Raw genomic sequence first — 12,363 nt, forward strand, 5'->3', positions numbered from 1 at the left:
CGCGCCGTGCTCAGCCCCGGCCGGGCGGGCCGAATGCGCATGAGCCAAGCATTCCCTCCAGGAAGCGCAGCGCGCCGCGCAGGTCGGAGGAGGCCGACTCCGCCGGAGCACAGCGCGCCCGCTCCATACGGCGCCGCAGCGATTCCCGGGCCATCCTCATCCGCTCGGCGTCGTCCGGCGCGGCCCTCGCGCACGACACGTCCACCGCGCCCCGCAGCAGCGCGACCAGCTCGCGCAGCACCGGGTCTCCCTGGAGCTCGGGCGCGCCCTCCAGCACCACGAAGCTCGCCTCCGCGGCCGCCGGGTCTCCCAGGAAGGCCTCCACCGCCGCACGGTGGATGGCGAAGCGCAGCGCCTGCCCTCGCGACACGCGCCCCAGCCCGGACACCGCCTCCGACAGCCGCGCCCACGCATCCTCCAGCGCGCCCAGCACCGCCTCAGCGCGCCCCAGCTCGCCCAGCGCCGTGCCCTCCAGAAGCCGCTGGCCCAACTGACGCCCCATGCGCCCCGCCGCCAGCAGGTGCTCGCGCGCGTCCAGCGCCCTCCCCTCCTCCAACAGGAAGCAGCCCAGGTTGAGCCGCGCCAGCGCATGCCCCGCCCGGTCTCCCACGCTGGCCGCGCGAGTCATCGCCTCCTCCAACAGCGCCAGCGCCTCGCGCGTGCGGCCCGATTCGCCGATGGCCACCGCGCAGTTGGTGAGGAAGCCCACCTCGAACGTCACATCCCCCACCGAGCGGAACAGCACCTGCGCGTCCCGCAGGTGCGGAATGGCCGCCTCCGCGCCACAGCGCGCCTGCTCCACCAGCCCCAGGTTGCCCACCGCGTACGCTTCCAGCCAGCGGTCCTCTCCCGACGGCAGCCGCAGCGCCTCGCGCACCAGCGCCCACGCGTGCGGCACCTCGCCCTCGTGGCGCGCGACGATGGACAGGTCCACCAGCACGCGCTTCTCCCCCGCCACCACGCCCAGCCCCCGCAGCGCGGCGCGCGCGGCCTCCAGGTCCTTGCGCGCCTGGTCCAGGTGTCCCGCCTCCAGCATCACCCGGCCCCGCGCCGCCAGCGCCTCGGCCAGAAGCCGCGGAGAGGCCGCGACGGTGCTCGCCAGCGCCAGCGCCGAGTCCAGCCGCGCCAGCAACAGGCTCACCGGCCCGCGCGTGACGACCTCCGGCTCCAGCGCCACCAGCGCCTCCAGCGAGCGCTCCACCGAAGCTGGAGTGGCGGGCATGACGCGCAGCCCGTTGTCACACACGGCCAGGAGATTCTCCCGCTCCAGCGCGAGCTGCCGAAGCGCCTCCGCACCCCCGGGGCTGCGCACGCGCTCGCGCAGCCCCCGCGCCAGCGCGAGGTACCAGTCTGCGTGCCGCTGCGCGAGCGCCTCCGCCCCGCCCAATTCCCGCAGCTTCGCCGCCGCGTACTGGCGGATGCTCTCGTACTGGCCCAGCCGCCGCTCTCCACGCGGGTCCTCCGACTCCAGCACGCGCAGCAGCGACTTGGCGCGCAGCGACTCCAACACCTCCAGCACCGGCGCGTCGTCCGGCAGCACCAGCACCGCCTCCGCCGCCTCCAGCGTGAAGCCACCGCTGAACACCGAGCAGCACGCCAGCGCCATCTGCTCCGCGGGCTCCAGCATGTTCCAGGACCAGTCGATGGCGCCGCGCAGCGTGGCCTGCCGCGCGCTCGCGTCCCGCCGGCCTCCACGCAAGAGCTCGAAGCGGCGCGACAGCCGCTCCCGCAGCTGGCTCACGCTCAAGAGCGACATACGCGCCGCCGCCAGCTCCAGCGCCAGGGCAATGCCGTCCAACTGGCGCACGATGTCCGAGACGCAGGGTGCCTCCTCCGCCGTCAGCTCGAAGTCCCCCCGCGCCTCGCGCGCCCGCTGCACGAAGAGGCGCACCGCGTCCGAGCGCGCAATCTCCTCCAGCCGCCACTCGCCCACCTCCGGCACGGACAACGGCGTCAAATCCAGCAGGCGCTCGCCGGGAAGGCGCAGCGACTCGCGCGAGGTGGTGACGAAGCGCGCGCGCGGCGCCATGGCCATCCACCGCCCCAGCGTGGCCGGCACGTGCCGCACCGCCTGCTCCAGGTTGTCGAGGATGACGAGCACGTCCCCGCAGTCGTCCAGCACGCGGCCCATCCGCTCCACGGGCTCGGTGGGGTCTCCGTCCCGCCGCAGCGCCACGCCCAGCGCCTGGCCCACCGCGTGACAGAGCGCGTCCGCCGACTGCACCTCCGCCAGCTCGCACAGCCAGACGCCGCCCTCCCACGCGCCGGACTCCAGCTCCAGCGCGCCGAAGTGCGAGGCCAGCCGCGTCTTGCCCATGCCGCCCGGCCCCAGCACGGTGACGAGCCGCACCCCGTCCGCGAGCCAGCGCTTCAGCGACGCCAGCTCCGAATTCCGGCCCACGAGGCCGTCGCGCACCACGGGCACGTTGCCCTGCTTGTCGCGCGGCGCCCGGGGCGCGCCGAAGCGCCGCTCCGACAGCGACGCCGGCAGCACCTCCACCAGCGCCACCGCGTCGTCGATGCCCTTCAGCCGAAACGCGCCGAGCGGGCGCACCGCGGGCCGGCCCAGCGACCCCACCGCCGGCGCCACCTGCGCCCACGCGCTACCACTCACCAGCACCTGCCCGCCATGCCCCGCCGACGTCACCCGCGCCGCCACGTTGACCATGCGGCCCAGGTAGTCCGTGCGCCCCGTCTGCTCGTCTTGGCGGCACTCGGGCTCGCCCACATGGATGCCCATGCGCACGCGCAGCCCCCGGTGCAGCAGCCCGCGCGGGCCGTGCTCCTCCGCCGCCTCCGGCTGCGCGAGGAGGTCCGCCGGCCAGGGCGCGCGGAGCAACGCCTCCTGCGCCTCCAGGCACCAGCGCAGCGCCTCCGGCACGGTGGGGAAGGCCACCATGAAGGAGTCGCCCTGCGTCTTCACCTCGTAGCCGTTGCCGCGCGCCAACAGCGAGCGCAGCACCTCGTCGTGCACCTGCAGCGCGGCGCCCATGCCCGCGTTGCACCGCTCCCACAGCCGCGTGGAGCCCTGCACGTCGGTGAAGACCAGTGCCACCGTTCCGGTAGGCGCGGCCCGTGACGGAGCCTCGTCGCGCTCCGTCGCATGCCCGGGCACCGCCCGCAGCGTGCTCGTCGGTGGAAGCGTCAGCCTTCGCAAGACTTCTCCCATCGCCCTCTCCCGCCGTGCCAGCCGGGCACCCCAGGAACGGTCAAACCCGTCACGTGGATATGGATCTGACCACGTGAACTCCACGCCGCCCATCCGCGCCGCCCGCATGCGTGCGGCATCGACGGGGCCAGCATCCGGCAACGGACGGATGAACGAGGCAGCGTCCACCACGCCACGCACCAACTGCCCCGAGATGCCAGGAGCCACTGTCCACGTCCTCGCATCGCGAGTCGCGAGCTACCCGTGCGCGACGGGCATCCCTTGCGCGACGAGAGCGCACACCCCCGGCGCCGGGCCCACGCCCCGAATGTGGACGAGCATGTAGGCCTACAGGGCCCCCCGGCTTCCGCACGCGCAATGCAGATGCAACTTTCCCGCGCAGAAGGCCACCGGCACCGTGCTCGCGCTCCCGGGGTGGCCTTCTCGGAGCGGGCTCCCCGTGAGCCCCCCGATGAGACCTGGAGACCGAGGAGCCGATGCAAGCAAGCAGGTTCAGGAAGACGTATCGCGTGCTGATGTCCGTGCTGGGGTTCGCCGCGGGTTGCGGCCCCGTGGAGGTGGAGACACCCCCGCCGCGCGCACGACAGGAGCAGGCGATGGAAGACCTCAACGGCCTGTCGTTCAACGGCCTGTCCTTCAACGGGCTGTCCTTCAACGGCCTGTCCTTCAACGGGCTGTCCTTCAACGGCCTGTCCACGAGCGCCTTCAACACGTGGTTCCAGTCGAATCCCGCCACGGCGAATCTGGTGATGCGCTACGTGGTCCGCTGCGCCGTGCCCGCGGGGCAGACTCGCGCTTACACGGAGCCGTCCACGGGCCAGCAGTACGCCTGGCCCGGCGGGCTGGGGCTCGCGCCCGGCTGGGCCTCGGGCCAGACGCCCACGCTGGAGGAACAACAGATGGTGTCCGCGTGCATGGGCGCGCACGCCAACCGGCTCGGCGAGGAGGTGTCCATCTCCGTCCTCGGCCGGGACGCGGCGGGCACGCCCATCTCCTACACGGCGAACGAATTGACGTCGCACCCGCGGCGGGAGGCCTGCTTCTTCGGCAACCTCTTCTCGGACCAGGGCATCTTCGTGGGCTCCGAGCGCGAGCCGCTGGGGCCCGGCGAGAGCACCTCTCGCGCATGCGGCCCGCTGTTCAACGGGGGCAGCGAGTCCACCACTCCGTGCGCGCCCCTGACGTACGTGGGCTCCTGCACGACGTACTGCACGCTGGACGCGAGCGGGCTCTTCTTCACGTCCTGCACGTACAACGGCACCACCTACCACCGGCCCCTCACCACGCGGCTGCGCGTCCAGGACGTCCATGTGTGCGGGGACACCGTGTGCCAGGCCACCGAGCGGTGCGGAACCTCCAACCGGTATGACAGCTGCGGGCTGGACTGCGGTTCCTGCCCCTGAGTCGGACGACGGAGGGCAGCGTCGAAGGTGACGCCGCCCCCGCTCCTGCGTGCTTCAGCCGCAGGTGCCGCAGTCGTCCTTGCAGGAGAGGTAATCGTTCTTCTCGCCGCAGGACTCGGTGGGCTGGCAGATGCCGTCACCACACTTGTAGAGGTTGCGCCTGTCCAGCCGCGTGGTGAGGGCCGGGTACGTCACGCCATTCCACGTACACGTCGCGTAGAAGGCCTTCGACTCGTCCAGCACGCAGTGCCGCGCGCACCGGCCGATGTAGACGAGCGGCGCGCAGCGGCGGCGGTTGAGCTCCAGGTCCTCGGCGGAGTCGTCGCTGGACTCGCCCGAGGACGTGTCCTCCGAGTCGAGCTCCTCCGCCACCTCGTCCTCCTTGTCCCCGCGGCTGGCCACCACCGAACAGGCCCGCGACGAGCTCTCGCGCGGCTTGAGCCGGCCCTTGTCGCGGCCCACGTGCACGCCCTCGTCGGTGAAGAGGTTGCCGAAGAAGCAGGACTCCTTCCACTTGTACTGCTTCAGTTCGTCCTCGGTGACGGGAATGAAGCTTCCGTCCGCGCGCCGGCCCAGCACGGAGATGGGCACGTGCTGGTTGTACTTGTTGGCGTGCGCGGCGAGGCACGCGGACACCACCTGCTGCTCGGTGAGCGTGGCCGGCGCGCCTCCCGCCCAGAACGGCGCGAGGCCCAGCCCGCCGGGCCACGTGTACGTCTGTCCATCCGCCGTATACGTGCGCGTCTGCCCCGCCGGCACGGCGCAGTGGACCACGTAGCGCATCACCAGGCTGGCGAGCGCCGGGTCCTGGTGGAACCAATTGGCGAAGGCGCTCGTGGACAATCCGTTGAAGGACAGCCCGTTGAAGGACAGGCCGTTGAACGACAACCCGTTGAACGACAGCCCGTTCACGGAGAAGCCGTTGTCACTGTTCAGCGCCTGGGCCGTGCTCGCGGTGCTCGCGAGCGCGCCGGGCGGCGTGGATGTCGTAGGTGGCGCTTCCGTTGGGCCGCAGCCAGCAATGACCACCATCACCGCCAGCCACAAACCCACCCGCCTCTCCTGCGTTCCATTCCAGCTCATGCGTTTCCTCGTACGAGTCTGCGTGGACACCGGACGGGGCGCCCCGCCCCATCCGGAGGGGTGGATGAACCCGGTACTCAGAAGCGCGATGAACCCCTCGTGACATGGAACCCGGTTCTCCTTTTCTTGGGCACTGGGGGGTGTACCGAAGGCCCAGGTCTCCATCCCCAAAGACATACAGCACGTCGTTCCATGGACATGCCAGCCCCGGTTCTGTTCACCCGCGCCGATCGCGGCCTGACAAATGGGCACGTTTCAACACGGGCCCGAGGGTCCTCCGCCGGACAGTTCTCGCTCGCTTCGCGTTGAATGACTTGGAAGATTCCGGACAGCGGCTAGTTCCTGACGTCCCCGCCGCAGCTCCTGGTCCTCCCATGCACCTCTTCCCGCTCCGTCTCCCGCTCCGCGCTTCTTCCGCGCTGCTGCTCCTCACCACCGTGCTGCTCACCGTGCCCTCGCGGGTGCGAGCCGCGACGCCACTGGAGGACAACCGCCGCATCACCGAGGGCTACATCCAGCTCGCGTATGAAATGGGCACCGTGCTGGACCCGGCGCTGCCACCCGGTGGCGCCAGCGGCGTGCGGCCCAACTGGTACGTCTTCGCGCCGCACGCCTCGCGCACCGGAGGCGAGGGCATGCTCGGCACGGCCATCGCCCGGCGCATCATCGATGCCGCGCGCGCTCGGCCCTCGCTGTCCGTGCTGGGCGCGCTCCAGCGCGTGGGCCTCACCGGAAGCGTGCGGCTCTCCGCGGAGCGCCTCGGCCTGGAGCTGCTGGTGTATGGCCTGCCCCTGGACGCGGCCGCGTCGCTCGCGGCGCTGGCCACGGCGATGAACTGGAACGCCCTGGCGGACCCGCGCACGCTGGCCACCACCGCGGCGCGCTTCGCCGCCCTCTACTGGAGCGCCCCCGCCTTCTTCCCGCTGGACAAGGCGGAGCGCGTGGTCGTGACGATGGAGCGCACGCTGCATGAGGGCAACCTCGCCATCTATGGCGACATCGGCGGCGCGGGGCGGCTGTACCTCGACTGGCGCGCGGGCGCGGGCACGGTGACGCCGGAGCGCGTGCTGACGGAGTTCATCCTGAACGGCGCGGTGCCCGCCGAGTCGCGGCTGGCGTATGACTTCGCGCTGGCGCACGCGGGCGACACACCGCGCCCGTACGAGTTCGAAGTCCTCTTCCCGGGCATGCACTGGAAGAGCCTGCTGGTGGCCGCCTTCGCCGTGTACGAAGAGGCGCGGCTCGCACCCACGCCGGCCCGGCGCGACGCGCTCATCGCCATGGGCAACAACTTCATCGCGTGGCGAGAGCAACACGACATGGCACAGCCCGTCTTCACGCCGTCCTCGCCCCGCTCGGACGAGGTGTCCCGCTCGGCGCTGCTCCAGATGCTCACGCCGCTGCTCACGACGGACTTCGGCACGGTGAAGTGGAACTACGCCGACTACGCGTACAGCCAGCCGGACCGCGACGGCAACCCGTTCACCTCGCCGCCCACGGAGTACAACTGGGCCACCTTCTGGGACCGTTGGACGGGCATCCTCTTCGCGTTCGACCAGGCCTACCTCCAGCCGGAGGGGCTCTGGGTGATGCCGGGGCCGCTGGAGGACCCCACGGCGCTGTCGTCTGGGAACTAGCGCGCATGGGACGCGCCCGGCACCGGGGCCGCGCGAAGACACGGCACACGAGGCGCAGGCCGCCTCCCAGGTCCTCGGACGAGCGGAGCCCGCGGACGTCTTGACGGTCTCGGAGACGCGAGAGACGTTGAGTGGGGAGATGGGTCCCGTACCGCCGCCTTTCATCTCCCTGAAGCCACAGGAGCGCCGCGCCCCCGAGCGGCCTCTCCTGCCCTCGGTGGCCGCCGACGAGACGAGCCTCTCTCCCGAGGCCCGCCTGAGCGTGCTGCAGGAGATGATGGAGGAGGGGTTCCTCTCCCTGGACGCCCACGGCTGCATCCGCGACTTGAATGGCCGCGCCGCCTCGCTGCTGGGCCTGCCCGCGGACCGGCTGCGGGGACAGGAACCCTGGAGCGCCTGGCCCGAGCTCGCGGGCAGCCTGTTCCACGAGCGGCTGATGCGGACCCTCACCACGCGCGAGGGCGGACGCTTCCTCGCGGAGCTGCCCTCGCGCACGTGGCTGGAGGTGACGGTCCGCGCCGTGGGCGACGAGACATGGGTGCTGGCCGCGGACATCACCCGCCGCCAGCAGGCGGAGAGCGAGGTGGCGCGCACCGAGGAGCGCTACCGCCAGTTGGGCGAGCGCTTCCAGGTGGCGCTGGAGTCGGCGCAGATGGCCGTCTGGGAGACGAACCTCGCCACCGGGCAGGTGTTCCGCTCCGAGGGGCATGACCGGCTCTACGGCTACCCGGAGCCCTTGCGGGAGTGGACCCACGAGCGCTTCCTCGCCTCCATCCACCCGGAGGACCGGCCCGAGGTGGAGGCGCAGGTGGCCTCGCTCTTCACCCAGGGCGTGGACTCATACGCCTCCGCGTTCCGCACCCGGTGGCCGGACGGCTCGTGGCACTGGCTCATCAGCCGCGCGAAGGTGATTCGCGACACGGCCGGCCACGTCGTGGTGGTGCGCGGCGCCATCCTCGACGTCACCACGCTGAAGGAGACGGAGGCCGCGCTGCAGGAGGCGGTGCGCACGCGCGACGACTTCCTGTCGCTGGCGAGCCACGAGCTGCGCACGCCGCTCACCTCGCTGCGCCTGCAGCTCCAGATGCTGCGGCGCATGGCGGAGACGACTCCCGCGGAGCCGCTCGCGGCGCCGAAGGTGGCGGCGAAGCTGGACATCACCGAGCGCCAGCTCCGCAGGCTGGGCGCGCTGGTGGACAACCTGCTGGACGTCAGCCGCATCCAGACGGGCAAGCTGGACTTCCAGTTCTCGGAAGGGGACTTCGCCGCGGTGGTGTCGGACCTGGTGGCGCGCTTCGCGGACGAGGCACGGCTGGCGGGCGTGACGCTGAGCGCACAGGTGGACGGGCCAGCGCGGGGTCGCTTCGACCGGCTGCGCATGGAGCAGGTGGTGAGCAACCTGATGGCCAATGCCCTGCGGTACGGCGCGGGCAGCCCCGTGCGCGTGTCGCTGACGCACGAGGGAGGCCCCGTCCGGCTGGTGGTGAGGGACCAGGGTCCGGGCGTGGCGGAGAAGGACCGCGAGCGCATCTTCGAGCGCTTCGCGCAGAACCCCAACGCCGAGCACAAGGGCGGCCTCGGACTGGGGCTCTACATCGTCCGGCAAATCATCGAGGCGCACGGCGGGCGCGTGTACGTGGAGTCGCCACCCGGCGGTGGCGCGGCCTTCGTGGTGAACCTGCCGCTGTAGGCGCTGGAGCCGTCAGGCGGTGTCGGGCTCGTCGCTGATGAAGGCGAAGCCCTCGGACGTGTCGAGCCGGTAGCCCGGGTCCTCGAACACCACGCGCGCGCCGGTGCCCTCCAGCAATTCGCGCACGAAGCTCACGTGGACGCGCAGCGAGTTGTCGTGGAGGCGCGGGTCGTATTCGGCGTCCCACATGGCGCGCACACAGGCCTCCTTCGGCAGCGTGCGCCCCGGCTGACGGGCCAGCGCGTACAGCAGCCGGCGCGGCAGCACGCGCTTCGCCAGCGAGACGGTGCGCCCCGGGGTGCGCACCACGTGCTGGCGTGCGTCCACCACCACCGCGTCGGACACGCCCGGCGCGTCACCCGAGACCAGCGCGTTGCGCGGCGCCAGCGCGCGGGCCAGCTCCGGAATCAGCTCCGGGTCCGCCTCTCCCAGCGAGGCATCGCGCGCGGCGGCCTCCATCGCGGCCTGTGCATCCAGGGGCCGCTCCGCGCGCTGATGCAGCAGGGCCCGCGCCAGGTGCCCCAGCGCGCGCTCCAGCGCGAAGTCCTCTCCGCGCGTCAGCGAGTCGAGCGAGGCAAGCAGGCCGGCCACGCGCACGCTGTCGCTCCGCATGGCCGCGTGCAGGGCCGCGAGGGCGCGCTGGCGGGCGGCCACACCCGGGCGCACCTCGCGCGGCTCCACCGTGGCGGGCAATGCCACCTGCCGCGTGACGTCCACCGCGCGCGCCACCTCCGCGGCGCGGGCCAACCCATGCGCCCCGCGAGCGCGGGCGTCGGACTCCACCACGTCCAGCAGCGCCAGTCCCTCCGCGCGCCGGCCCAGCTCCAACAGCATGCGTCCGGCGCCGAGGCGCGAGAGATGCCGGACGAAGAGGTAGCCCGCGTGCTCGGCGCGGGCCTCCGTGTCCCGCAGCGCGGCGAGCGCGGCGCGGCGCTCCCCCCGGTCGGCGAGGCACCACGCGGCGATGCAGTCCAGCTCCAGCGCCAGGCGGGGCGCGCCCAGCCGGCCCAGCCGCTCGCGCGCCTTCGCCAACGCTCCCTCCGCCTCGGTGATACGGCCCAGCCGGCTGAGGATGCCCGCGGACATGGCCGTCACCATGGGCCCTCGCGAGTCCAGCGGCGCGCCCTCCAGCAGCGACACGCACTGGGCCAGCGGCTCCGCCAATTCGCTGTCGCGGCCTTCAATCCACAGCATCAGCACGCGCGCGTAGGCGCACCAGCCCAGCACCCGCTTGTCCTCCGACGCGGCCGCGGCGGAGTCGAGCATCTCCAGTGATTCGTCCAGCCGGCCCTGGAAGAAGCGCAGCGCCGCCCATGCCAGGAGCTGCTGGAGGAAGACCTCCGGCTGGCGCGGCATGGGCATGGCGCCGAGCGTCTTCTCGCAGGTGTCCACCTCCAGCGAGAAGAGCGCCACGCGCACCAGCACCGTGCCCACATCCTCGCGCAGCGTGTCCTCATCAGACGCGGGCGTCGCCTCCAGCGCGGCGCGCAGCTCCAGCAGCTCGGCCAGCGCGCGGCGCAGGTCCAGCAACCGCACCAGCGCGCGGGCCCGGGCCAACCGGGCCTCGGGCGTGCGCAGCTCCGCGGGCAGCGAGTCCAGCAGCGAGAGCAACTCGGCGGCGGCGCCCAGGCGCACCAGCGCCTCCGCCTGCGTGACGATGAAGGCCGCGCGCTCGCTGCCGCGGCCCAGCGACTGGAGGTGGCGGCACACCGCGCGCACGCGCACCACGGCGGGCAGCGGCTCACGCTCGAGCAGTGCCAGCAACGACTCGTGCGCGGCGCGCGCCTCATCCGGCGTGAGCATCGACGTGAGGGCGTCGCGCACCAGGTCGTGCACGCCGTGCCGCCCCTGCGCGTCCGTCTCCACCAGCAGCCGCGAGCCCAGCCGCCGCAGTGTCTCGCCAGCGTCGCCGCCGGGCAGCACGCCCTGGAGCGCCTGTGCCGGCAACGGCAGCTCACTGAGCGCCAGCACCGCGGCCAGCTTCCGCTCATCCGGGGGCAGTGCCGCCAACGCCGCGCGCACCGGCTCGTCGTCTCCCGCGTCGCCGGCATGGGCGCGGCGCAGGAGGAAGGGCACTCCGCGAGAGCGGGCCCATGCGGCATCGAAGCCCTCGCGCGTGCCGTACAGCGCGTCGAGCTGCTCCCACAGCGCACGGGCCGCGGGCTCCGGCAGGCCGTCCAGCCGCAGCTCGAAGCGGTCCGGACAGGAGGCGCGCCGGGGCACGGCTTCTCGCGACGTGGCCAGCAGCGCGCCCTGCCTCAACCGCCCGCCCACCTCCTCCAGCAGCGCGGCGCGCTCGGCGGGCTTGAGCCCGTGCAAATCATCCAGCACGCACAGCGCGCGGCGCGCCTCCAGCGCCAGGGCCAGCTCCTCCAGGCGCGACGCATCCGAGAGGGCCTGCGCGACGGGCGCCTCGCTGAGCAGGCGGCGCACGTCATCCACCACCGCGTCCAGCGTGTCGCCGGGACGGATGCGCCGGTGGACGACGGGGCCGCGGTAGCGCGCCGCCACCGCCGCCGCCAGCGCGGACTTGCCCACGCCCGGCAGGCCGTAGACGACGCCGGTCCGCACGCGCCGCAGCATGCCGCCGAGGCGCTGCACCTCCTCGGCACGGCCCACGAACACAGCGGGGGGCCCCAACCCCTGACGAGACGTCGTGTGCATTGGTCAACCATTGTAGGGCCGGAATGACCCGCGCTGGCAGTGCGGCGGTGGGCGGTCCTGGAAGGTCGCTCGTCAGGCGCGTCTGTCACCTCCCGTATACATGCGGGGCCAGGCCCCCGGACGTACCGCACCGGTGGCCCGATTCGGCAATGGGGTGCGAGGCTCACACACTCCAGTTTCAGACAGGGTGACGCCTTCTCAGAAGGAATTGGCGCCGGGAGTGAAACGGACCGTCGCCAAAAAGCGCATCATGCCTGCCATCATCCGATGCCCGGGGCTCGTTGCTGGAGTCGCCACGGTGTCATCGGGCCCGCCGTCCGGAGGCGCTCCGATGTGGATTGAGACCATCATCATGCCGCGCGAGGAGTCCGAGCCCTACGTCCCCGCGGTGGAGCGAGACCGGCGAAACGTCCTCAAGGCGGCGGCGAATGAGGGGCGGGCACTACGCGACGCCGTGATGGGTTTCCTGGACACCCACCAACTCTCCGGCGCGGTGAAGTGGATGAGCGAGCCCGGCTTCCTCCCCATCATCACCGTCCACTGTACGGACCTCGCGCTGTCGAAGCTGCGCGAGGCCGCTGACTTCGTGGTGGGCTGTGCCGCCCCCATCGACGCCTACCCGGCCCTGGTCCGCCCGCAGCCCCAACTGGCTCCCGAGGCGATGCTCCCGGCCGTCTCCCTGCACGAATCCCGGCTGTGAAGCGCGCCGCCCGTCGG

7 protein-coding genes are annotated in these 12,363 nt (G+C 72.5%); 4 read left to right on the forward strand and 3 right to left on the reverse strand.

Annotated features, from left to right (window positions below; all coding sequences use genetic code 11):
* Positions 1-10: 10 nt before the first annotated feature.
* Entirely contained in the window at positions 11-3,169 is a 3,159-nt protein-coding gene (locus ACVTJA_RS42875; protein WP_465829375.1) for an ATP-binding protein, read from the reverse strand.
* A gap of 476 nt (positions 3,170-3,645) precedes the next feature.
* Between ACVTJA_RS42875 and ACVTJA_RS42880 the strand changes: the two genes are divergently transcribed.
* Positions 3,646-4,572 carry a hypothetical protein gene (locus ACVTJA_RS42880; protein WP_465829377.1) on the forward strand — a complete coding sequence of 309 codons (927 nt, stop codon included), beginning with the start codon at positions 3,646-3,648 and terminating at the stop codon, positions 4,570-4,572.
* 54 nt (positions 4,573-4,626) lie between these two features.
* Here the strand turns inward: ACVTJA_RS42880 and ACVTJA_RS42885 are convergent, their stop codons facing one another.
* Positions 4,627-5,655 carry a hypothetical protein gene (locus ACVTJA_RS42885; RefSeq protein ID WP_465829379.1) on the reverse strand — a complete coding sequence of 343 codons (1,029 nt, stop codon included), beginning with the start codon at positions 5,653-5,655 and terminating at the stop codon, positions 4,627-4,629.
* Between the two features lie 374 nt (positions 5,656-6,029).
* Between ACVTJA_RS42885 and ACVTJA_RS42890 the strand changes: the two genes are divergently transcribed.
* Positions 6,030-7,292, forward strand: a complete 1,263-nt coding sequence (locus tag ACVTJA_RS42890) for a hypothetical protein (RefSeq protein WP_465829381.1) — start codon at positions 6,030-6,032, stop codon at positions 7,290-7,292.
* Positions 7,293-7,431: 139 nt separating this feature from the next.
* Positions 7,432-8,982, forward strand: a complete 1,551-nt coding sequence (locus tag ACVTJA_RS42895; RefSeq protein WP_465829382.1) for a sensor histidine kinase — start codon at positions 7,432-7,434, stop codon at positions 8,980-8,982.
* 12 nt (positions 8,983-8,994) lie between these two features.
* Here ACVTJA_RS42895 and ACVTJA_RS42900 read toward each other — a convergent pair whose 3' ends face one another.
* Positions 8,995-11,646 carry an AAA family ATPase gene (locus ACVTJA_RS42900; protein ID WP_465829384.1) on the reverse strand — a complete coding sequence of 884 codons (2,652 nt, stop codon included), beginning with the start codon at positions 11,644-11,646 and terminating at the stop codon, positions 8,995-8,997.
* Between the two features lie 250 nt (positions 11,647-11,896).
* On the opposite strand from ACVTJA_RS42900, the gene ACVTJA_RS42905 reads away from it, so the two are divergent.
* On the forward strand, positions 11,897-12,346 hold the full coding sequence (locus ACVTJA_RS42905) for a hypothetical protein (protein ID WP_465829385.1): 450 nt from the start codon (positions 11,897-11,899) through the stop codon (positions 12,344-12,346).
* Positions 12,347-12,363: the final 17 nt, after the last annotated feature.

The sequence above is a fragment of the Pyxidicoccus sp. M6 genome (assembly GCF_055568925.1).

Excerpts from the sequence above, each read along its gene's own strand:
- ACVTJA_RS42875 (WP_465829375.1), bottom strand. The coding sequence starts at position 3,169 with ATGGGAGAAGTCTTGCGAAGGCTGACGCTTCCACCGACGAGCACGCTG.
- ACVTJA_RS42880 (WP_465829377.1), top strand. The coding sequence starts at position 3,646 with ATGCAAGCAAGCAGGTTCAGGAAGACGTATCGCGTGCTGATGTCCGTG.
- ACVTJA_RS42885 (WP_465829379.1), bottom strand. The coding sequence starts at position 5,655 with ATGAGCTGGAATGGAACGCAGGAGAGGCGGGTGGGTTTGTGGCTGGCG.
- ACVTJA_RS42890 (WP_465829381.1), top strand. The coding sequence starts at position 6,030 with ATGCACCTCTTCCCGCTCCGTCTCCCGCTCCGCGCTTCTTCCGCGCTG.
- ACVTJA_RS42895 (WP_465829382.1), top strand. The coding sequence starts at position 7,432 with ATGGGTCCCGTACCGCCGCCTTTCATCTCCCTGAAGCCACAGGAGCGC.
- ACVTJA_RS42900 (WP_465829384.1), bottom strand. The coding sequence starts at position 11,646 with ATGCACACGACGTCTCGTCAGGGGTTGGGGCCCCCCGCTGTGTTCGTG.
- ACVTJA_RS42905 (WP_465829385.1), top strand. The coding sequence starts at position 11,897 with ATGCCTGCCATCATCCGATGCCCGGGGCTCGTTGCTGGAGTCGCCACG.